This window comes from Epilithonimonas sp., from assembly GCF_032054305.1.
GTDB lineage: Bacteria > Bacteroidota > Bacteroidia > Flavobacteriales > Weeksellaceae > Epilithonimonas.
In genome coordinates this window covers 37,365-56,837 of sequence record NZ_DAMBSX010000008.1, presented here as the reverse complement: position 1 = coordinate 56,837, position 19,473 = coordinate 37,365, and the positions used below count along the sequence as shown (strand labels likewise).

Here is a 19,473-nt window from a genome sequence, read left to right as displayed (position 1 = left end):
GAGACTTTTGTCTTAATAATTGAGACGTTCCAAACGGATCTTATTGTATTTTTCTTTCTGATTGAATTCTCTCAACAAGATGTAACCTTCTTTTCCAACATACGGATAAACCATATAATCACCTTTTGCAGAGATTGGAACAACTTCTTGTTTAAAATTTCCGTCAATTAATGTATTGATGTACAGATTCCAGTTTTTTTCTTTTGTTTCGCTGTCTTTTACATAATCCCGGTAGAAGAAAACCAAATCTTTCCCATCATTCAGATATTGAGAAAACAGATAATCAGAGTTGGACCATCTTGACTTTTCCTTTTCAAAGATTTTTACGCCTTTTGTTTTAAAATCTTTATCTGTGAATATATAAACTAAATCTGTAGTTTTTGGTGCGCTGTATTGTCCTTCTGGCTTGTATTTTTCCAAAATCAAGCCCACGCTTCCATCTTTCAGAAAATACACATCGCGAGGATGTAAATAATAACCAGATTCTACCAATCCACTTTCTTTGATCTTCGGGATATAACTTACAAGATCAAGGTGGTCGAGGTCTGAGACGCTAACTTTAAAAGTATTTTTATCCACCAAAAGTCTGGTGTAACCAATTTTTCTGATATCATTGGTAATATGATTGCCGAGCATCATAATTTTATCATCAAAAACCTTGTCGTTGTCAATGTTTCCAAAAGTATAGGAGTACAAACTCGTGATGTAATCCAGAGTTTCGTTATTTAAAACATCTATTTTTTCGAGGCTTTTTTGTTCTCCGGTTTTGATGTCCAGAACCAAAAGAGAATATTGCTTATTTTTTTCTATCGTTTTTTTGACCAGGAAAAAGAGATTTTTTTCATCTTTATCAATCAAGGAGATCTCCTCATTTATTTTTTTATCACCGGAAGTATTGTATTTGTATCGCCAAAGTTCCTTTTTGTTTTCATCAAATTTCACAAGGCTGTTGTTGTTTACATATTTCCCATAATCATTGTATTCTACAGCAATGTAACCGCCTTCTTTGATCTCTACGACATACGAAATATAGTTGAAGCCTTTCTCTTTCTTCTCCTCACGATTCTCTTTTCTGGCACTTTTCCAGGATTTCGGTTCCGTGATCTCTTTGAAAGTTCCGTTCTCATAATCATAAAAGATTTTCTTTTTTACCGAATTATCTTTCAGGTCAATGACCATAGAAGACGGCGTGAAAACTGTTTTGTTGGTCACATATTGACGGTCTATACTGGAAGGTTTCAAAATAATTTGACCTCGGAAATCCATATATCCATAATAATCTCCTGCGGTTATATCACCTTCGAATTCTTTGTTGGCGATAGGATTCAGGTTTTTGTCGAGGATCACATATTCGAATTTTTTGGTTTTGTCGCTACTTTTTCCATAAGAATAGATAGAAACATAACCGAACAGATTATCCTTTTGGTCAAATAACGCGTTGAAGCCAAGATATTCTCCTTTTGCCAAAGCATAAAGATCCTGAGTTTGTGAAAAGAAAAATGATGATAAAAATACCATCAATAGAATAGGAAGTTTTTTCATGAAATTATTTTCTTTCACAAAACTAAAAAAATAATTATCTCAGCTTTAATTTCCTGACATGATTTTCAAGTGTATTAGTTAAGTTTTTGATTAATTTTGTTTGGAATGATTTTCGAATTTCCTGAAGTATGAATGATGAACTGAAAAAACAGCAGCTCAGCCGGTACAAAACATTAGCGACAGGATTGTTTATCTTGATGGCGGTGACTTTTGTATCGATGACGATCTTGCAAAAGCAGAATCCTTCCCATTGGATCGGCTACATCCGGGCATTTTCCGAAGCTGCGATGGTTGGCGCTTTAGCAGATTGGTTTGCAGTGACGGCACTTTTCAATTATCCCTTAGGTATCAAAATTCCACACACGAATCTGATTGAAAATTCTAAAGAGAAAATCGGAGATAATCTCGGAAATTTTGTGGTCGATAATTTTCTTTCACCTCAGAATATTCGGCCATACATTCAAAAACTAAAAATTTCGGCTTATGTTGGAGATTGGCTTTCCAAAGAGAGAAATCAGAATCTTTTGATTAATGAATTGTCCACGATTCTTAAAGATGTTTTAAATAAACTAGACGATGAAGCTGTTGTAAATTTCATTTCAAATAAAGCTAAAGAAATGACTGATTCTATAAAGTTAAATTCAGTCATTGGAAATGGAATCGAATATCTCTTAAACAAAAATGACCATCAGAAAATCATTACGAATCTAAGTTCTCAAATCAAAAAATATATTCTTGAAAATCAGCAAATGGTTTCCGAAAGAGTAGGAAAGGAGAGCTTTTTTCTGATTCCAAAGTCCATAGATAATAAAATTGCAGAAAAAATAACAAAAGGTTTGAGTGATTATTTTCTGGAAGTTGAAGAAAATCTTAAGCATCCATTACGAGAAGAAATCACGAATAAAATCCTGGATTTTTCTAAAGAACTGAAAGATGAACCAAAATGGGAGGCAGAATTTGATTCTATCAAATCTGATTTTCTTCATAACGATAAACTGAAACAATATTCATACGATATTTGGCAATCTCTGAAATTGTCATTAATCAAAGAACTATCTGAAGAAGATTCTAAACTGAAATCTTACGTCAAAAAAAATATCAATGAGTTTGTTTTCAATCTTCAAAACGATGAACAATTCCAAAACCGAATAGATCATTGGGTAAGAGTTACGGCTTACAAATACATTCTTAAAAACACAAAGAATTTTGGTGAACTCATCAGTACAACTGTCGGAAATTGGGAAGGAAAAGAACTGAGTCGAAAACTGGAGCTGGAAGTTGGAAAAGATTTACAATTCATTCGAATCAATGGAACTTTGGTTGGCGGATTGGTTGGGTTGCTGATTTATACGATTGCGAATTTTATTTAATAATTAAACCACAATATTTAGTTAAAACAAAAAAAGCCTCCAAAATCTGGAGGCCTTCAAGTTTATTTCTTCTCAAGAATTTTCTCGATGATTTTATGAGTGATCATATAAGTTGGTTTTACACCTGTCAATCCAAGACCGCCGGAAGATAATGTACTTCCTGTTTCCAATGGGTTATCCGAAGCGTAATAAGCGTACATCACGAACAAATCCGGAGAAATATGATGACGGATCTTACTCGCTACCTGAATTGCTTTTTGATAATGAGCACCTTCCATTTCCAGTCCAATAGCTTTCCAAGACGTTGTCATAAAGTAAGACAAGATATCTTTGTTCTGAAGCGAAGTTCCCAAAACCGTAACCATTGGTCCTTCAAAAGATTTAACCTCATCATCCACGAAATCTGTCGCTTTTAAAGCATTATCGAAAACGTAGTTGTCAGCAGTTCCTTCAAAAATGTGAGAAGTTGGAATCATAATGTCGCCTTTTCCTCCAGTTAAGATTCCTGCTTTACCCATTATCGAAACAGATTTCACTTTCATCATATAGACTTCGCCTTTCACTTCGTAAGGTCTTAGTAATTCGTCCATTACTTCGTAAGCCTGTTCTCCGAAAGCATAATCGAAAACCAGGATCACATCGTCTCCTTTGTATTTCTGGTTTGCGAACACAGTGTTCTTAAGTTCAGTTTTAGCAAGGTCGATGATTTGAACATCTATATTACTTCCGCTATTGTCATCGATATAGATCATTCCTTCTTTCAAAGCATGGTCAAGAACTTTCTCCTGAAGGTCCTTTTTGTTACTGATGTCAGCAAATAATTTATAATCTACTTCTTTTGTTCCTTTTTTATTGAGAGCGTCATTGGCAAAAACCATATTTTTCACAGAGTGCATATTTGCACTGATGATGTGAAGTGGACGCATATGAAGGTCGTTTTCTACAAGGATTTTCTTGATCTTGTTGGCCCATCTTTCTCCAAAAAGGTGATGTCCAACTCTTTCCTGAAGAATCGCTGAGAAATAGATCTCCCTTTCTCTCAATTCTTTCCAATCCTCTAGGCTGATTTGTCCCAGCCAGTAAATGATCTTGAACAGACGGTCCGGATTTTTATCGTCTCCAAAGTTGTTGTAAGCGTTCAAAGTTTCATCAAAAGTTCTTCCCAGGAAAGATGAAAGGTGGATCAGTGCTACTTCTTTTTCCTTTCTGCTGTATTTTTTCTCTCCTTTCGCCACTTCTTCGATGATTTTCCAAATGCGCTTTGGGCGACCTTCATTATCCAGATCAAAACCGATGTTTTTGATCTTATCAGCTTCCAGATAAAGGAAAGTCAAGTGAGTCAAAATATCATAGATCTCGGAACGTCCTAAAAGAACTTCGATGTTCATCTGATGTTCATCGATCCTGTAGCAATTTCTACGTCTTTTCTTCGGAACGATTGGTTCGAAACTTCCTTTGTCAAAACCTTCGTCCGAGGTTAAGTGAATAAAAGAACATTCCTCAATGCCTTCCGGAAGACGGTCAAGAACATAAAGTAAACCATCCAGTTCTATCTTGTTGGGAACACTCATACTTCCGTAGATTTCAGGATTGATAACCATTAACAGTTTTCTTAATGATTCCCCCGACACTCCTGAAGGTTTGAAAAATCCTCTATAGAATAAGTGTCTCATAGAGACGTACAATCTTTCGATAGCTTCTGTGGTTTCTCTTGCTCTTGAATTTGCCATATATTAAAATTTTTGTAAAAGTCTGCAAAGGTATGAAATGTATTTTAAATCAAAAATAATTATTTAATTAATTGAATTTCAATAGTTTGCTTTCTTTTGTTGAGTTTTAGGTTATTGATTTGTATTGGTTTTTAAAGTTAAACTTTCCTATTAATATAGTAAAATAAAAGTGAAAATAAATTTTCTTCATATTTTGATAACATTTATTAAATATGAAATTTTGTTAGGTGAATTCTGTAATGTGTTAAAATTTGGGGTTGTTTTGGTTTATGGGTTAATATTAAATATAAATAGCGTTAATTTTTCAGGGGTAAATTTATTTTAATTTATATTTTTTGTAAATTTGCCCTGTTTAAAATAACACACTTTTATGTCAACATTAAGATTTAAAGCCTTAGCCGAGCTTCCATTTAGAAATTACAGAAAAGATAATTTCATAGAAGTTCCCGCAAAACTATCCGAATTGTTTTGTCAAAATGTATTCTCGGAAGAAACAATGAGAGAATATTTAACTAAAGAAGCTTTCAATTCCATTTTGGATGCGATCAAAAAAGGAACAAAAATCCAGAGACATATTGCAGACCAGGTGGCAGTTGCGATGAAAGACTGGGCTTTGTCAAAAGGTGTGACACATTACACGCACTGGTTTCAGCCATTAACCGGAGCTACTGCAGAAAAGCATGATTCTTTCTTTACACCGATTGAAGGTGGAAGAGCGATCGAGAGATTCAGTGGTGGAATGTTGATTCAGCAAGAGCCAGATGCTTCCTCTTTCCCGAATGGCGGAATCAGAAATACCTTCGAAGCTAGAGGATATACAGCTTGGGACCCGACTTCTCCGGCTTTCATCATGGGAACGACTCTTTGCATTCCTTCTATTTTCATTTCTTACACAGGCGAAACATTAGATTATAAAACACCTTTGTTGAGAGCTTTGAATGCCGTGGACGAAGCTGCAACCGACGTTATGAAGTCTTATTTCGATAAAAACGTAACGAAGGTTTCTCCGACTTTGGGTTGGGAACAAGAATATTTCCTGGTAGATACAGCTTTGTACCAGTCTCGTCCGGATTTGGTTTTGACTGGAAAAACTTTGTTGGGACATTCTCCAGCAAAAGGACAACAGTTGGACGATCATTATTTCGGTTCAATTCCTACAAGAGTGATGAACTTCATGAAGGAATTGGAAATCGAATGTATGAAGTTAGGAATTCCAGTAACAACAAGACATAACGAGGTTGCTCCAAATCAATTCGAATTGGCGCCAATGTTCGAAGAGGCGAATGTTGCGGTTGATCACAATTCATTACTAATGGATATTATGGCGAGAATTGCGCATAAACATCATTTCCATATTTTATTTCACGAAAAACCATTTGCCGGTGTTAACGGAAGTGGAAAACATAACAACTGGTCTTTGGGGACAGACACAGGTGAAAACCTTTTGAGTCCTGGAAAGAATCCGAAGAAAAATCTTCAGTTCCTGACTTTCTTTGTTAATACTTTGAAAGCGGTTCACGATTATTCAGACTTATTGAGAGCATCAATCGCATCTGCAAGTAATGACCACAGATTAGGAGCGAACGAAGCGCCACCGGCAATTATTTCTGCATTCATCGGAAGTCAATTGTTCGGGGTTTTGGAAGAGTTGGAAAAGGTAACAGACGGAAAATTATCTCCTGAAGAAAAAACTGAATTGAAACTGAATGTTGTTGGAAAGATCCCTGAAATTCTTTTAGATAACACAGATAGAAACAGAACTTCTCCATTCGCTTTTACTGGAAACAAGTTCGAGATCAGAGCGGTTGGTTCTTCTGCAAACTGTGCGGAAGTAATGACTGTAATGAACGTAATTGCTGCGAAACAATTAAGAACTTTCAAGGTTGAAGTTGATGCCTTGATTGAAAAAGGTCTAAAGAAAGACGAAGCAATTTTTAACATCCTTAGAGAATATATCAAGCAATCTAAAAACATTATGTTCGAAGGTGACGGATATTCTGACGATTGGGCAAAAGAAGCTAAGAAAAGAGGTCTTAATAACTTGAAAACAACTCCGGAAGCTCTTAAACAGGAATTGGATAAAAAATTCGTTGAGCTTTATGAGGAATTGGGAATCTACTCACATAGAGAGTTTGAAGCTAGGAACGAGATCAAGTTAGAAAAATACTCAACAGTGATTGATATCGAAGCAAGAGTTTTGGCTGATATTGCAAGAAACCACATTATTCCTGCAGCGCTTAATTACCAAAACAGATTGATCGAGAATGTTAAAGGTTTGAAAGAAATTTTCTCTGAAAAAGAATTCAAGACTTTGGCGAAAGAACAGCTAAGTTTGATTTCTGATATTTCCGGGAATGTATCTCAGATCAAAGTTGGTGTTGATAACCTTTTATCTGCTAAAGAAAAGGCTAAAAACACTGTAGGTAGCCAGAAACAAGCTGAAGAATATTGCAACAAGGTAATCCCGTTATTTGAGAACATTAGAGAAGCTTCTGATGCTTTGGAAATGATGGTTGATGATGAACTTTGGCCAATGACAAAATATAGAGAATTGTTATTTACCAGATAGACAATTTCTAAAAAGTTAAAAAGTCTTAACTAAAAATAAAACCGCAAAGTCTAAATAAAGGCTTTGCGGTTTGTTTTTTTTTAACATTCTGTAAAAGACTGTTAAAATATGTTAAACTAAAAGTCTCTCAGTTTGAAATGGAAGACCCTTTAAACTGTAATGGTTAAATTTGCTATGCAATCACAAAATACCAAACCAAGTTTAACACAAATAATTAAATATATATGAAGAAAAGAGTTCTAGTTTATATCTTATTTGTGACCACGTTTTTCACACTTCAGTCTTGTGTTTCTAACTATGTGGTTTCTAACAATCAAACATACAAAACTGATGCCAAGTTTGCATCTTTGGAAGTAAAGGCGGTATCTAATAATTCAAATAACAAAGGACAGCGTATTTTAGCTTCTATGGCTAGTACCAACGATGCAATCAAAAGGTCAGCAATAGAAAATGCGATCAAGCACAGTAATACCATTGACAACATCTTATCTGAAGCTGAAAGTTACCTGGGGACTCCATATAGATTCGGAGGGACTTCCAGAAGCGGGATAGATTGCTCAGCGTTTGTATTGTCTGTTTTTGGTGCGGCTGCCGGAATGGATCTTCCAAGAGTTGCAGCAGAACAATCACAAGAAGGTGATGCTGTAGAAAGAACAGAATTACAAAAAGGAGATCTGGTTTTTTTCTCACACAGAGGCAGCAGAATTTCCCATGTCGGAATTGTAGAGGAAGTAACGCCTGAAGGTGAGGTCAAATTCATTCATGCGGCCACTTCAAAAGGAGTAATGGTATCATCATTGGATGATAACTATTGGGGACCGAAATTCAGATTCGCCAAGCGAGTGGTAAAAGAGAACGCATTAACTGTATTAAATAATTAGAGAAACTGAAAATATTCAGAAAAAACCTCAGAAGCAATTCTGAGGTTTTTATTTTATGATCAGATCTTCGATCTTCAGCTTAACTTCTTGAGTTTTCAGTCTCAGGATCAAAAAATATAACTCAGGGAACTCAACCGCTATTTCCTGCCAGGTTTGATTTAATTCAGATATATTCTCAATACCTTGCTCAATGCTTGCTAAAAAGTGCGCTTTTCTTTGAATCAACCCTCGGAATCCATAAGCTCCCAAAACCTGTAGAAAACGCATCAGTTTCATCCAGTTAAATGATTCCTTCAAATTATCTTTATCATATTCATCTTTCCAAAATGATAAGTAATGGTCCAGCATTTTTTCTTTGAGGTCATTTGGAAAATTAGCCTTGGCTTGATAAAGAAATGAGATCACATCATAAGCTGTAGGCCCTTCCATTGCTGATTGGTAATCGATAAAGAAAACCTCATCTTTTTCATTCACCAAAATATTTCTGGCTTGGAAATCCCGGATCATGAGCGTTTTTGGGACAAGTCTCTGGATTTTTTCCGAGATTGCTTTAAACTCTTTTAAAAGTGATGATTTGTGGTATTCGATTTCGAGAACGTCAACAAAAAAGTTTTTGAAATAATACAGATCGTGGGTAATGGGCAGATCATTATAGCTTTCATATTCGAAGCTTTTGGAGTAATCTACCTTTCCCAATGTTTTTGTCTGAAGTTCAAACAATTTCTCCAGACTTTTTTTGACTAGATCCTTCACTCGTCCCGATAATCCTTCTTCAGAAATGATCTCGGAAAGTGTTTTGCTTCCAAGGAATTCCTGAATGTAAAGATTCCTTTCGGAATTGATTTTAAAAACCTTAGGTGTGTTGAGATTCAGACTTTGGAATAGCTCTGTGAAATAAAAAAAAGCTTCATTCTCACGATTATTTTCGTTGTAAGTAATAATGAAATTCTTATTCTCGGATTTTCCGATATAATTGATTCTTGAAGACCCGCTTTGTGGCAAAGCTTTGAAAAAAATTGCTTTTCCCCCTAAAAACTCTTCGAAAAATTCCTGATGTTCCTGCATGAAAACAAAGTTAATCAATAATAGAATTTGATCCGTGAAAAATTGTAATTTTACTTTATGAAATCATGATTTGCAAATTACTATAATCTAAATGCATAAGTATGATTTCTGACTTTAAAAAATGACTATCTGCATATGAAAGATTTTCTGCCGGTTCTCAAGATCCTGTTAAGATTTGTTTTGATCTATATTGGTTTGGTGTTGCTATATCAATTCTACCTAAACGGTTATGAAAATGAGGTAGTGGACCCTTTCACAAGATGGGTTGCCAAACAAGTGGCATTTTTGCAGGGTATGATGGGCTTTCCGACAGTTTTGGTGGATAGTATGAAGCTTCATAGCGTATTATTCCAGACATCTGGAAAATTCACGACAAGGATGGTAGAGGGTTGTAATGTTTTTTCGGTCGCCATTCTTTTTGCAGCATTTGTTTTTGCTTTCTATAAAGGTGCTAAAACATTTTTGTATGTTTTAGCCGGGCTTGTTACGCTTCATATTCTGAACGTTCTCAGAATTGCTTTATTGAATATCATTTATCTCAAATATCCTCAATACGAAAAAGTGGGTCATGACTATGTTTTTCCTGCAATCATATACGGAGGCGTTGTGATTCTTTGGTTGATCTGGATTCAGTTTTTTGCTTTGAAGAAAAAATAGAGATACTTTTCTTAATATTGATTTTATCTCATCGACTTTAATTGTTGATTATTAGCGGTTAATAAGAATTATTTTTATATTTTTGTCATCTAACACATGAAAAAATGGAAAATAAATTTATTATTAAGCCTCAGCTTTTCGATATTTCTTTACTGAATCATACCGATTCAAATATTTTACAATTCGGTTTATAAAAAATTTACTCTTGTAAGTACATCATTGCTTTATGTTTTTTTAATCTATTTGGATTGAAAATCCCATAACACTATTTCCTAACTAATTTAATTTTTTATAAATGTTCGCTTTTGCTTCTATTTTGCATTTGCAAGGTCTAAAACATTATCGTCATGTTTAGGTATTTTTGTATTCTATTTGGTATTTTTGGTTTGATAGCAATCCGTGGGGTAGAAGATCATTTCTTTTACGATCCGTTTCTGATATTTTTCAAAACGGCAAACCATTCTGCAACATTCCCAAATTTTGTCTGGAGTAAATTAATTTTGAATCTTCTTTTAAGATTTGGCCTGAATACTTTTTTTTCATTGATAATCATCCATTTTCTTTTCCGGAATAGGGAATGGACGAAACAGGCTTTTGTTTTGATCTTATTAGTTTTTGTGATCGTTTTTCCAATTTATCTGTACTGTATCTATGATAGGTTCCAGTTCGGGTATTTGTTCTCTTTTTATGTAAGACGGTTTGTGATCCAGCCTTTGACGGTTATTCTTATCATTCCTATTTTTTATTATAGAAAGAAGATGATTCAGGAAAATTAACATGATCGAATGTTTTCTCCTTGCCTAAGCTAACATTTTATCCGCCATTGCCTATATTATAATTGCCAAGGGATGTTTTGAACCCGCCATGAGCAATATTATAACAGACACTGCTTATATTATAATCGCCGCTACCAATATTATAGGTGCCAACACCAATATTATAATCGCCACTGTTAATATTATATTATAGTCGCCACAGGTAATAGTATGGCCGCCAACCGAAACTTTGAAGTAGACGGTGCTCATATTATCATTAACGATCATGTTTTTGTCTTTAGCAATCGGAATTTGATCAATTGTCTGCAGTATGTTTGTCTGGCTGGGAAATATTCTCGCCGTTCCACTCGACCATTTTGGTGAAAACATGCTGGCGAACCGGACACTCGAATATCTGACAAATGGCACAGGACGTTGGCTTGCAATCATCCATATGGAAATTGAACTCTACTTTTCTGTCTGTATTTTTTGCAATGAGTTTGATGACCTCCTCCATTTCGTCATGAGCTGTTCTTAGCTCAAAATACCAAGGAAGTGTAATATGTGCATCTATATGAAGACGGCTACCGAATTGCTGTATCTTCATGTTGTGAACATCGATCCATTCTGGTTTTCGATTTTCATTTAGGAAAGTCGCTAATCTATCAAGCATTTCAGGGTCGGCTTCATCCATAATTCCACTCAGAGATTTTCTAATGATCTTGTAGCCAATCACGATAATATAGAAGCCAAAAAATAGTGCAACAACAGAATCGATCCATATGATCTTAGTAAAATAAACCAAAATCAAGCTGACTACTACACCTAATGTAGTAATTGTATCAGACTGTAAATGTTTTCCGGAAGAGACGAGTACAATAGAATTCTCTCTCTTTCCTTTCTGAATCGAAATATATCCTATAATGTAATTGACAATGGCTGTTGCAGCAATGATCCATATTCCTATATCCAATTTGTTGAGAACTTTTCCGGAAATCAAACTATCGGTTCCTTCATAGAGGATCATGAGGCCGGCAATGCTGATCAGAGAACCTTCTATGGCAGAAGTCACAAACTCTACTTTTCCGTGACCATAAGGATGGTTTTCATCTCTCGGTTTCGAAGCTAAATATAAAGCATAAAGTCCCAGAAAAGCACTGATGACATTCACGATGCTTTCCATGGCGTCTGAGAAAACGGCATCAGAATTAGTTAGCTTCCAAGCAACTAATTTTCCAATGAAAAGAATAATACCGACAGCGGCTATCCACTTCTGAAATGCAATATTAGAATTTGTTTTTTTATTTATTGTTTTCATTGCTAAAAAAAAGAATCTTCGAAATTTCGAAGATTCTTTGGATTTTGTTAGTTTAAACTAAGTTGTTTGCTACTAAGTATTCTGCGATCTGAACGGCGTTGGTAGCAGCGCCCTTTCGGAGATTGTCTGCCACGATCCAGAGGTTGAGTGTTTTCGGTTGCGAAAGGTCTCGTCTGATTCTTCCCACGAAGACCTCATCTCTTCCTTCGGAATAAAGAGGCATCGGGTATTCGTTATTCTTGACATCATCCTGAAGGATAACTCCGGGTGTTTCAGATAAGATTTTTCTTACTTCTTCCAGATCAAATTCATTTTCGAATTCGATATTCACACTTTCAGAATGTCCGCCTTGTACAGGAACTCTTACTGCGGTCGCTGTCAAATTGAAAGTATCGTCACCCATGATCTTTTTAGGTTCTTTCATCAATTTGATCTCTTCCTTGGTATAATCGTCATCGGAAAAAACATCGCAATGTGGCAATGCGTTTTTGAAAATCTGATAAGGGTAAACTTTCTCAGGATTTTCGCCTTTGATCTCAGAATTTAATTGATCAACTGCTGCTTTTCCAGTTCCGGTAACTGATTGATAAGTAGAAACGATAACTCTTTTGATGTCGTATTTGATATTTAATGGGTGAAGAACCATTACCAACTGGATTGTGGAACAATTTGGGTTGGCGATGATCTTGTCTTCTTTTGTCAAAACGTTGGCGTTGATCTCAGGAACTACTAATTTTTTAGTTGGATCCATTCTCCAGGCGGAGGAATTATCAATCACTACTGTTCCAACCTCAGCAAATTTTGGAGCAAATTCCAATGAAGTATTGCCGCCCGCAGAGAAAACTGCAATCTCGGGTTTGACTGCAATAGCGTCGTCCATGCTAACGATAGTGAATTCCTTACCCTTGAATTTAATCTTATTACCAACAGATCTCTCTGATGCTACGGGAATCAGTTCAGTGATTGGAAGATCTCTCTCTTCCAAGACTTTCAGCATAACTTGTCCAACCATTCCGGTTGCGCCTACTACAGCTACTTTCATTGTTTTAAATTAATTAAAATTGTTAATAATATATACTTATCCAAAAACTCTTGCCCAAGGGAATGCAAATACGAATAACGCAATGGCAACCAATCCTAATGAGACAACAGGAATTGTTAATTTGTCGTTAGATTTTACTTTTTTGTTGATGATAGTCATGATAACCGCTGCAATCAACATAGAGAAGGGGTGTTCCACATACTGGAATCTGGCATAAGGGTCTTTCATCAATGTTCCAGCATCTAAAGCTGCCTTGAAACCAGGCGAAAAAATAAATAATAGACAAACTCCCACTAAAAATTGAATGTGAAAGAATACCATCGTGAAAAGAGTCACTTTTCTAAAAGGTTTTGAGATTTTCCCACTATAACCAAACATTGTGGTCAATAACAGTACTAAAAATGCTGCAACCAATGCAAGCTCCAGGTACGCAAAACCTTTGTGCGCACTAAGAAAAATTTTAAAGAAGTCCATATCCAGATTTTTGATTGACAAAGATAGAAAAATCCCGACAGATTGCCGGGATTTGAGTTATTAATTAAAACGTTTTAATTGTTTTAGAAATTGAAAGATAATGTTGCCGCCCAAGTTCTTCCGTATCCGAAGTAAACCTGGTTAGAAGTATCTAATCCTTTGTAAAAGTTCGAAGGGTTGTTTATGTAAGCATCATATTTTTGCTGTGCAGTAGTAGTAACACCACCGGTTGTAGTTGTCGTGAAATCAGACAATTGCTTTACATGGTTATTGGTGTTCGATTCTGCTATATAAACTTTATTCAAAATGTTATAAACATTACCTCTTAAAGTGAAGAACTGCTTAGGGTCATTAAGTTTAATTTTAAAAGTTAGACCCAGATCTAATAAACCGAAAGTCGGCAATTCCAATGACCCAAGTTTTTGAGCTGCTTCCGTTTGAAAATTGACAGGGTTGATGTTGGCGTATAATCTGCTCACAGCTCTATATGTTCCATCTACAGATACCCAATCTGTAGGTCTTATAACAATGCCCCCAGCTAAAGTTCTGTGTGCCGAACCTCCAACTTTAACCTTGTCTAGATACAAGGTAGTACTTGCACTTGCAGCACCTGGTGCATTAATAGGCTGATTACTTTCATCAAATATATTACTAGTAGCATTTCCTTTATAAAAATAATCTCCCAAGGAAGCCATTGCTGTAAAAGATAGATATTTATTAACAGTAGCCATCGCTTCTACCTCTATACCTTGATGGATTTCTTCAATACCTTGGATGTTAGCATATGCATTTGTTATGATATCATTCGTAGTTGCAGGATTATTGTCTAAGTCAATCTGCAAGCCGCCTCTTCTTAGAAATCTGTCTTTCCAAGATGTTCTGTAGACGTTAACATTTGCAGTAAGAAAAGATGCTCTAAAACCATAACCTGCTTCAACACCAAATATTTTTTCATTGGTTAAATTCGGGTTAAGGTAGTTTTTGTTATTTGGATATACAGCATTTAAAAAAGGCTGTTTGGAATAATAACCAATGTTTGCAAAAACATTGTGATAATCATTAATATTATAATTGGCTCCGGCTTTTACATTGTATCCAAAAATATCTTTAAAGCCAGTTTTGGTATTAAGTGCAGGATTGGAAGCCGTTGGCTGAGCGGTAATTGTTGTTCCATTTTGAGTATAATTGGTGCCAGCAATCTGACCGTTCAACAATGTTCTGCCATCTAAAACGAAGTGGTCTATCCTTTGAAAACTTTGGTTGGATATAGCCCCTTGAACATATGCTGATAATTTGTCATTAGAATATTCCAATTGTCCAAAACCACCATACCAAAGCACTTCTCCATCGTTGTTATAGGCTACCATATCGCTTTCGTTGTTTAATTTTCCTCCAAAAGGATTCCAGTTTGGAGTTGGATTGAACGAATTGGTAATTACCCTTGGTGTAGGTGTGAAAACGTTTGTTGCAGAAGTGGTGTAAAAGTTTTGATTGGTAATATCCTTGTAACCGTTTGCGCCATAGAAATCTGAAACTATTTGGTAATGATAACCATAATAGTATCTATCATCTGTACCGATTGTAAAATTTAGATTGTCATTAATTTTATGATTGAAGCTGATAATAGTTCCAAACCAGTTATGTGAGTTAATAGAAGATCTTCTGACCATTGTATTTCTTGCCGTTGCAGAATTAGCATCAACGGCTGCATTGGCTGCAAATAGGCCGTCATAATTGATTAGTCCCTCAGCAGTTCTCGGAAATGCATTAATATTACTGTAGGTAGTATTTCCAACTTTTACAGTCCCCAAATCTCCTGTTCCACCACCTCTACCAAAAGAAGCATAGAATACAGAGTTTAATTTGGATTTTTCACTCATTTTCCAATCCCAATTCAACGACATTACAGGTTTGTGATAGTAATTAACCCTGTTGGAAAATTCTTCTCCATTTCTATATCCCCAGTCAGAGTTATATTTGATATCTGGAGTTCCATCCTTATCAGGATTATAGAGGATTGTATTTGCAATAGGGATATATGATGACCTTTGATTATGCCATTGAGGAGCTCCAGTAATGGTAAATTGAAAATCGTGCTTTCCGCCAGGCTTTTGATATCCTAAAGCAAAATAATAATTATAACCTTCAAATTTTGTCCCGTCAGCATACATTGAACCAGCAGTTCTACTTAATAGAAATGAAGACGCCCATCCTTTTTCGGATTTTCCAGTATTGTATGCAAATAAGGATTTGTGATAATCATCATTACCAACACCAACGGAAACAAGTGCCCCCTGTTTTTTGTCGGCGGCTCTAGTAAAAATATTAACAGTACCACCAACTGAAGCAATTGCCAGCTTAGACGACCCAAGACCTCTCTGAACCTGCATTGCAGATGTTACATCAGACAATCCCAACCAGTTGCTCCAATAAACAGCTCCTGTTTCCATATCATTAACCGGCATACCGTTTACCATAACAGCGATATTTTCCTGCTCAAAACCACGGATTTTCATTTTAGAATCTCCGAAACCACCACCCGCTTTCGTCGCATAAACTGACGGTGTAGTATTAAGAATCTCCGGGAACTCCTGGTTTCCTAGTCTTTCGACTATCTGAGCTTCTTTAATCGTAGAAACAGCGACAGGAGTCTTTCTATCTTTAGCGATATCAGCGACTCCTGTCAATACTACTTGTTCGATGTCTGTGTCTTTCGATAATGTGTCTTGTGTCGATTGAGCAAAATAAAAACTTGCCGTACTCATCGTCAGCATAAGGACCAATGCTGGTTTTTTCGATAACATTTTCATTCTTTTAAGATTTATGTCGCAAAAGTCTTAAAAAAAATGATAAGAGATGTTAATGGATTGTTAATTTTTTAATGCCTTGAGACTCAGGTCGATATTGCTCGAAGAGTGGGTTATAGCACCTGCAGATATAAAATCAACACCAGTTTTTGCTACCGAATTTAACACTTCGCGTGTAATTCCTCCTGAAGCTTCGGTCTCAGATTTTTTATTGACAATCTTTACAGCTTTGGTCATTGTCTCAACGTCCATATTATCAAACATAATTCTGTCGGCACCAGATTTTACGGCTTCTTCGACTTCCTCAAGGTTACGGGTTTCAACCTCAATTTTAAGTTTCAACTTGTTTTTCTTGACATAATCTTTCGCCATTTTCACGGCATTGGTGATGCTTCCATTATAATCAATATGATTGTCTTTCAGCATTATCATATCATAAAGTCCGTATCTGTGATTGGTTCCACCACCAATTGCCACTGCCCATTTTTCACAAACTCGGAAATTCGGCGTTGTTTTTCTGGTATCAAGAAGTTTTGTTTTGGTTCCGACAAGTCTGGAATCCCAATCGTGCGTCATCGTAGCAATCCCACTCATTCTTTGCATACAATTAAGAACCAAACGTTCTGTAGAAAGAATCGACCTTGCTTTACCGGAAACGATAAAAGCAACATCGCCTTTCTTAGCTGGCTGACCATCTTTGATAAAAACTTCAATAGTTAGATTTTTATCAAATGTTTTGAAAATAATTTCTGCCAATTCAACACCCGCCAGAATGCAATTTTCTTTGACTAAAAGCTGGGCTTTCTGCTCCAAATCTTTAGGAATTGTTGACAATGTCGAATGGTCTCCATTTTGGATGTCTTCTTCCAAAGCCAATTTTATAAATTCCTTTAGAGCTTTATCATTAGCGTAAGATGGTCTTTTCATTGTTTTAATTTTCTTTTATCAATAATGGTTTTGTAGCCAAATCTTTATTGTAGAATGCGCCTTTGTTTTCTTTCATTTCAAGAGAATGCTTAATAATCAAATAAGAAACATTTACAAGATTTCTTAACTCCGAAAGTTGTGGCGAAAGTATGGAATAATTGTAAAGTTCCGTTACCGCTTCGTAGATTTCACGTTGTTTTTTCTTGGCCAATTCCAATCTCGCATTGCTTCTTACGATAGCAACCAAGTCACTCATCATTTCTTGAAGTTGTTTTCTGAGATAAGTTACCAGAACCATCTCGTCCATCATTTTCATTCCTTCTTCATTCCATTCCGGAACGGCTTTCAAGTCATCGAAATTGAAATCATTCTCTTTCAACAATTCAACTGTTTTCATCGCCGCATTATGACCAAAAACCAAGCCTTCTAATAAAGAATTTGAGGCTAATCTGTTTGCGCCATGAAGCCCGGAATTGGTACATTCTCCAACAGCAAAAAGATTTTTGATGGATGATTGTCCGTTTTTATCAGTTTCTATGCCTCCCATCAGATAATGACAAGCCGGAACAACCGGAATCAGCTCTTTGAAAGGGTCAATACCTTCATCCAGACATTTTTGATAGATATTGGGAAAATGTTTGATGAATTTTTCCTGGTCCATTTCCCGACAATCCAAACCGACATAATCATCACCGCTGATTTTTAGTTCATTATCAATAGCTCTTGCTACAATGTCACGGGAGGCCAGCTCTTCACGTTCATCATATTTTTGCATAAAAGGCTTTCCGTTTTTTGTGCGGAGTTTGGCACCATCACCACGAACAGCTTCGGAAATCAGGAATAACATTCCGTCTCTTTTAGAATACATCGCCGTTGGATGGAATTGATAATATTGCATATTCGAAACTTTCCCTTGAGCTCGATGTACAAAAGCTATTCCGTCTCCTGTTGCAATAATTGGATTGGTTGTGTTTTTATAAACGTGACCAGCGCCACCAGTTGCGACTAACGTAATTTTAGAAGTTATTTTTTTGATTTTCTTATTCTGCTCATCAAGGATATAAGCACCGTAAGCATTGATGTTTCCTTTATCCAATTCTTTTCCGGGAACATGGTGTTGAGTAATCAAATCGATGACATAATGATGGGGCAATATCTCAATATTTGGAGAGTTTCTAACAGTTTCCAAAAGTGCTCTTTCGATTTCGAAACCTGTAATATCTTTGTGATGTACAATTCGGTTTTCCGTATGTCCGCCTTCTCTTCCGAGCGAATATTTTCCTTTTTCTTGGTCAAATTTTGCACCCCATTCCACAATTTCATTAAAACGCAAAGGCGCTTCTTCCACCACAATTTTTACAATTTCCGGGTCGTTGATATAGTCGCCTGCACGCAAAGTATCATCAATATGTTTTTGAAAATTATCTTTGGAAAAATCTGTTACAACTGCCAATCCGCCTTGCGCATATTTGGTATTGCTTTCGTCTTCGTTGGATTTGGTGACGATGATTATTTTGGTGTCTGGCAACTGCTCGGAGATTTTAATGGCATAAGATAAGCCCGAAATTCCGGAACCGATTACAAGAACGTCTGTTTTTATCATAAATAAGAATTAATGATTCTCAATATCTGAGAAAATTCAAAAGAATAAAGTTAAATGAATTTGATGAACTTATCCGCAGGTTTTCTGACTTTTTTGAAATTCTGAAAAATATCATCTTGTGCACGATAACCTAAAGCCAAAACAACTGCAACTTTTTCATTCTCCTTATCGATTTTCAAAACATCTTCCAGAATTTCGGCTTTGAAGCCTTCCATTGGGCAAGTGTCGATTTTTTCTTCTGCAGAAGCCAAAATCAAAGAGCCAAGAACAATGTAATTTTGTTTCTCTGACCAGCTTTCCAATTCTTTCTGGGTGTAATTTTCTAAAAATTGATTGATATTATTTCTAAAAGCTGACAACTGTTCCAGAGTCACACCACGCTCATTAATTATATGGCTGAAATAATTATCGACATATTCCTTATTAATATGAGTCTTAGAAACCAAAACTATCAAATGTGAACAAGTCGAAACCTGAGATGGATTATAAAATGCCGGAATCAATTTCTGAATTGTTTCGTCATTCTCGACTACCAAAAGATGATAAGGCTGTAATCCTAATGAGCTGACGGACAGTCTTCCTGCTTCCAGAATATTATTTAATTTCTCCGATGAAATCTTCCTTCCATCAAATTTTTTTACAGAATATCGCCAGTTAAGGGCTTCTAAATAATTCATATAACAAATATACTCATTTATGATTTTGGTTTAGAATCATTTTAAATAATGAAACT

15 protein-coding genes are annotated in these 19,473 nt (G+C 35.8%); 5 read left to right on the top strand and 10 right to left on the bottom strand.

Annotation, left to right across the window (positions count from 1 at the left end; genetic code table 11):
* Positions 1–12 precede the first annotated feature (12 nt).
* Complete coding sequence (locus RTX21_RS16380; RefSeq protein ID WP_312769346.1) at positions 13–1,542, bottom strand: hypothetical protein; 1,530 nt, start codon at positions 1,540–1,542, stop codon at positions 13–15.
* A gap of 128 nt (positions 1,543–1,670) precedes the next feature.
* Between RTX21_RS16380 and RTX21_RS16375 the strand changes: the two genes are divergently transcribed.
* Positions 1,671–2,912, top strand: a complete 1,242-nt coding sequence (locus RTX21_RS16375; protein WP_312769343.1) for a DUF445 domain-containing protein — start codon at positions 1,671–1,673, stop codon at positions 2,910–2,912.
* Between the two features lie 62 nt (positions 2,913–2,974).
* On the opposite strand, the gene RTX21_RS16370 is transcribed toward RTX21_RS16375, so the two are convergent.
* Positions 2,975–4,642, bottom strand: coding sequence for a DUF6909 family protein (locus tag RTX21_RS16370; protein ID WP_312769341.1), 1,668 nt, complete (start codon positions 4,640–4,642; stop codon positions 2,975–2,977).
* A 370-nt stretch (positions 4,643–5,012) separates the two neighbouring features.
* Here RTX21_RS16370 and RTX21_RS16365 point away from each other — a divergent pair, with 370 nt between their 5' ends.
* Together RTX21_RS16365 and RTX21_RS16360 are read left to right on the top strand one after the other, a co-directional pair.
* Positions 5,013–7,211 carry a glutamine synthetase III gene (locus RTX21_RS16365; RefSeq protein ID WP_312769340.1) on the top strand — a complete coding sequence of 733 codons (2,199 nt, stop codon included), beginning with the start codon at positions 5,013–5,015 and terminating at the stop codon, positions 7,209–7,211.
* Between the two features lie 224 nt (positions 7,212–7,435).
* On the top strand, positions 7,436–8,092 hold the full coding sequence (locus tag RTX21_RS16360) for a C40 family peptidase (RefSeq protein WP_312769338.1): 657 nt from the start codon (positions 7,436–7,438) through the stop codon (positions 8,090–8,092).
* 48 nt (positions 8,093–8,140) lie between these two features.
* Here the strand turns inward: RTX21_RS16360 and RTX21_RS16355 are convergent, their stop codons facing one another.
* Positions 8,141–9,157 carry an aminoglycoside phosphotransferase family protein gene (locus RTX21_RS16355; protein ID WP_409414992.1) on the bottom strand — a complete coding sequence of 339 codons (1,017 nt, stop codon included), beginning with the start codon at positions 9,155–9,157 and terminating at the stop codon, positions 8,141–8,143.
* Between the two features lie 135 nt (positions 9,158–9,292).
* Here RTX21_RS16355 and xrtF point away from each other — a divergent pair, with 135 nt between their 5' ends.
* Positions 9,293–9,814: an exosortase family protein XrtF gene (gene xrtF / locus RTX21_RS16350; protein WP_312769335.1), complete on the top strand. Its 522-nt coding sequence runs from the start codon at positions 9,293–9,295 to the stop codon at positions 9,812–9,814.
* Positions 9,815–10,155: 341 nt separating this feature from the next.
* Complete coding sequence (locus RTX21_RS16345) at positions 10,156–10,590, top strand: exosortase F system-associated membrane protein (protein ID WP_409414991.1); 435 nt, start codon at positions 10,156–10,158, stop codon at positions 10,588–10,590.
* 295 nt (positions 10,591–10,885) lie between these two features.
* Here RTX21_RS16345 and RTX21_RS16340 read toward each other — a convergent pair whose 3' ends face one another.
* The 7 genes from RTX21_RS16340 to RTX21_RS16310 all read right to left on the bottom strand — a co-directional run bounded on the left by RTX21_RS16340 (position 10,886) and on the right by RTX21_RS16310 (position 19,417).
* Positions 10,886–11,887: a cation diffusion facilitator family transporter gene (locus RTX21_RS16340; protein WP_312769331.1), complete on the bottom strand. Its 1,002-nt coding sequence runs from the start codon at positions 11,885–11,887 to the stop codon at positions 10,886–10,888.
* A 52-nt stretch (positions 11,888–11,939) separates the two neighbouring features.
* Positions 11,940–12,929, bottom strand: a complete 990-nt coding sequence (locus tag RTX21_RS16335; protein ID WP_312769328.1) for an aspartate-semialdehyde dehydrogenase — start codon at positions 12,927–12,929, stop codon at positions 11,940–11,942.
* Positions 12,930–12,965: 36 nt separating this feature from the next.
* Positions 12,966–13,403 (bottom strand): hypothetical protein, encoded by a 438-nt coding sequence (locus tag RTX21_RS16330; RefSeq protein WP_312769325.1) that lies wholly within the window; start codon positions 13,401–13,403, stop codon positions 12,966–12,968.
* Between the two features lie 83 nt (positions 13,404–13,486).
* The gene (locus RTX21_RS16325; protein ID WP_312769323.1) at positions 13,487–16,213 is read right to left on the bottom strand and encodes a TonB-dependent receptor; all 2,727 of its coding nucleotides are present in this window, start codon (positions 16,211–16,213) and stop codon (positions 13,487–13,489) included.
* A gap of 60 nt (positions 16,214–16,273) precedes the next feature.
* Complete coding sequence (nadC, locus tag RTX21_RS16320; RefSeq protein WP_312769322.1) at positions 16,274–17,137, bottom strand: carboxylating nicotinate-nucleotide diphosphorylase; 864 nt, start codon at positions 17,135–17,137, stop codon at positions 16,274–16,276.
* Positions 17,138–17,141: 4 nt separating this feature from the next.
* Positions 17,142–18,740, bottom strand: coding sequence for an L-aspartate oxidase (gene nadB, locus RTX21_RS16315; protein ID WP_312769321.1), 1,599 nt, complete (start codon positions 18,738–18,740; stop codon positions 17,142–17,144).
* 50 nt (positions 18,741–18,790) lie between these two features.
* On the bottom strand, positions 18,791–19,417 hold the full coding sequence (locus RTX21_RS16310) for an NAD(P)H-dependent oxidoreductase (protein ID WP_312769320.1): 627 nt from the start codon (positions 19,415–19,417) through the stop codon (positions 18,791–18,793).
* Positions 19,418–19,473 lie beyond the last annotated feature (56 nt).

What these genes read in the sequence shown, in the direction of transcription:
- RTX21_RS16380 (WP_312769346.1), bottom strand. Translation starts at nt 1,542, where the DNA reads ATGAAAAAACTTCCTATTCTATTGATGGTATTTTTATCATCATTTTTC.
- RTX21_RS16375 (WP_312769343.1), top strand. Translation starts at nt 1,671, where the DNA reads ATGAATGATGAACTGAAAAAACAGCAGCTCAGCCGGTACAAAACATTA.
- RTX21_RS16370 (WP_312769341.1), bottom strand. Translation starts at nt 4,642, where the DNA reads ATGGCAAATTCAAGAGCAAGAGAAACCACAGAAGCTATCGAAAGATTG.
- RTX21_RS16365 (WP_312769340.1), top strand. Translation starts at nt 5,013, where the DNA reads ATGTCAACATTAAGATTTAAAGCCTTAGCCGAGCTTCCATTTAGAAAT.
- RTX21_RS16360 (WP_312769338.1), top strand. Translation starts at nt 7,436, where the DNA reads ATGAAGAAAAGAGTTCTAGTTTATATCTTATTTGTGACCACGTTTTTC.
- RTX21_RS16355 (WP_409414992.1), bottom strand. Translation starts at nt 9,157, where the DNA reads ATGCAGGAACATCAGGAATTTTTCGAAGAGTTTTTAGGGGGAAAAGCA.
- xrtF (WP_312769335.1), top strand. Translation starts at nt 9,293, where the DNA reads ATGAAAGATTTTCTGCCGGTTCTCAAGATCCTGTTAAGATTTGTTTTG.
- RTX21_RS16340 (WP_312769331.1), bottom strand. Translation starts at nt 11,887, where the DNA reads ATGAAAACAATAAATAAAAAAACAAATTCTAATATTGCATTTCAGAAG.
- RTX21_RS16335 (WP_312769328.1), bottom strand. Translation starts at nt 12,929, where the DNA reads ATGAAAGTAGCTGTAGTAGGCGCAACCGGAATGGTTGGACAAGTTATG.
- RTX21_RS16330 (WP_312769325.1), bottom strand. Translation starts at nt 13,403, where the DNA reads ATGGACTTCTTTAAAATTTTTCTTAGTGCGCACAAAGGTTTTGCGTAC.
- RTX21_RS16325 (WP_312769323.1), bottom strand. Translation starts at nt 16,213, where the DNA reads ATGAAAATGTTATCGAAAAAACCAGCATTGGTCCTTATGCTGACGATG.
- nadC (WP_312769322.1), bottom strand. Translation starts at nt 17,137, where the DNA reads ATGAAAAGACCATCTTACGCTAATGATAAAGCTCTAAAGGAATTTATA.
- nadB (WP_312769321.1), bottom strand. Translation starts at nt 18,740, where the DNA reads ATGATAAAAACAGACGTTCTTGTAATCGGTTCCGGAATTTCGGGCTTA.
- RTX21_RS16310 (WP_312769320.1), bottom strand. Translation starts at nt 19,417, where the DNA reads ATGAATTATTTAGAAGCCCTTAACTGGCGATATTCTGTAAAAAAATTT.